Here is a 2,046-nt window from a genome sequence, read left to right as displayed (position 1 = left end):
GATCCGCGCGGTGGAGAAGTTCGACTACACCAAGGGCTACAAGTTCTCGACGTACGCGACGTGGTGGATCCGCCAGGCGATCACCCGCGCGATGGCCGACCAGGCCCGCACCATCCGCATCCCGGTGCACATGGTCGAGGTGATCAACAAGCTCGCCCGCGTCCAGCGCCAGATGCTGCAGGACCTCGGCCGCGAGCCCACCCCGGAGGAGCTCGCCAAGGAGCTCGACATGACCCCCCAGAAGGTCATCGAGGTCCAGAAGTACGGGCGCGAGCCGATCTCGCTGCACACGCCCCACGGCGAGGACGGCGACTCCGAGTTCGGGGACCTGATCGAGGACTCCGAGGCGATCGTCCCGGCCGACGCGGTCAGCTTCACCCTGCTGCAGGAGCAGCTGCACGCCGTCCTCGACACGCTCTCGGAGCGCGAGGCCGGGGTCGTGTCGATGCGGTTCGGCCTCACCGACGGCCAGCCGAAGACCCTCGACGAGATCGGCAAGGTCTACGGCGTCACGCGCGAGCGCATCCGCCAGATCGAGTCGAAGACGATGGCGAAGCTGCGTCACCCGTCGCGCTCGCAGGTTCTGCGCGACTATCTGGACTGAGCCTGTCCCTGTCCTGCGGCTGTTCTTGCAGGTCAGAGTGGGTTTCGCGGTGGATCTGAGCGACACGCTACACCCGCACAGCGCTCCTGGTCCAGATATCAACTAGGCTGGGTGCGTGCCCAGCAGACCAACGAACTCGGTGTCGGCAGACCTCACGGTCGCCGACGCCGAGTCGCTTTCTGCCTCCTGGATGCTCGCCCTGCGCGCCGAGCGCAAGTCCGAGCAGACCCTCAAGATCTACGGCGAGGGCGTGCGCCAGTACCTGCTGTGGTGCACCGCCCAGCACGCCGCGCCGATGGACCGCGCGAGCCTCAACGGCTGGGTCGCCTCCCTGCTCGAGGCCGGCCTGGCCGGCTCCACCGCCCGGGCCCGCCAGCTCGCGGTGCGCCGCTTCTCGGACTGGCTCAGCACCGAGGGTGAGATCGACGCCGACCCCTTCCTCGGCATCAAGGCGCCCAAGCTCGACGAGACCGTCATCGAGCCGCTGAGCGACGACCAGCTCCGCGCCCTGGTCAAGGCGTGCCAGCCACCCAAGGGCGCCGACGCGAAGGTCGCGCTGCGGTTCCGCCGCGACGAGGCGATGGTGCGCCTGATGATGGAGACCGGCATGCGCGCGGGGGAGTGCGTGGCCCTCGAACTGGCCGACATCGACCTGGCCAAGCAGACCGCGATCGTGCGCCGCGGCAAGGGCGGAAAGGGCCGCACGGTCCCCTTCGGTCCCGACGCCGCCCTCGCGCTCGACCGCTACCTGCGCCAACGCCGACACCACCGCCTCGCCGAGTCCACCGCCCTGTGGCTGGGCGACCGCGGCAAGCGGTTCTCCTACGACGCCCTGCACAAGAGTCTCGGCGAGCGCGCCCAGGCCGCCGGCATCGAGGGCTTCCACCCGCACCGCCTGCGCCATACCGCGGCCCACCGCTGGCTCGCCGCCGGAGGATCCGAGGGCGGACTCATGGCCGTCGCCGGCTGGACCCGCCCCGACATGCTCATGCGCTACACCAAGGCCCAGGCCGCCGCCCGCGCCGCTGACGAGGCCCGCAAGCTGAACCTCGGGGAGCTGTAGTCGACCGTCCGGCGCGCGGATCTTGCAGGGCCTGCAACAACCTGGCACGGGCCTCCGACAAGTTGTCCCTCTACCCCTTGCGCTGGCTTCTCACCGCTCCCTCGGCCTGCCCCTTGTGGATCGCCCTCCCGATGGTCTCGCTTCAACCCGACTGGTTGGTTGAACGCTGCCACCTCGCGGACTTCTACTTGGGAGAAGTCCGAGCCCCGGCCGTGAGTGATGGGCTGCCTGGCCAGCCATCCCGCCGCTCGGCTCTCGATCAACGACCGGGACACCAACCTTGGCTGGCCTGGACGTCGGCGGTGATCTGACTGGTGGCGCCGCGGGGTCGACACGCCGCCAACAGCGCTGTGCGCGACATCGGCCGCATAGCGCTGTA

2 protein-coding genes are annotated in these 2,046 nt (G+C 69.6%); both read left to right on the top strand.

What is annotated here, in order from left to right; all coding sequences use genetic code 11:
- On the top strand, positions 1-604 hold a 604-nt coding region (locus ACTUAL_RS00340; protein WP_440898854.1), incomplete at its 5' end, for an RNA polymerase sigma factor.
- Between the two features lie 115 nt (positions 605-719).
- Positions 720-1,667 carry a tyrosine-type recombinase/integrase gene (locus ACTUAL_RS00335; RefSeq protein WP_440898853.1) on the top strand — a complete coding sequence of 316 codons (948 nt, stop codon included), beginning with the start codon at positions 720-722 and terminating at the stop codon, positions 1,665-1,667.
- The last annotated feature ends 379 nt before the right edge of the window (positions 1,668-2,046 follow it).

Source organism: Actinosynnema sp. (assembly GCF_052038725.1).
Note: the sequence above shows the minus strand (reverse complement) of the source record. Positions and strands in the feature narration are given on the sequence as shown.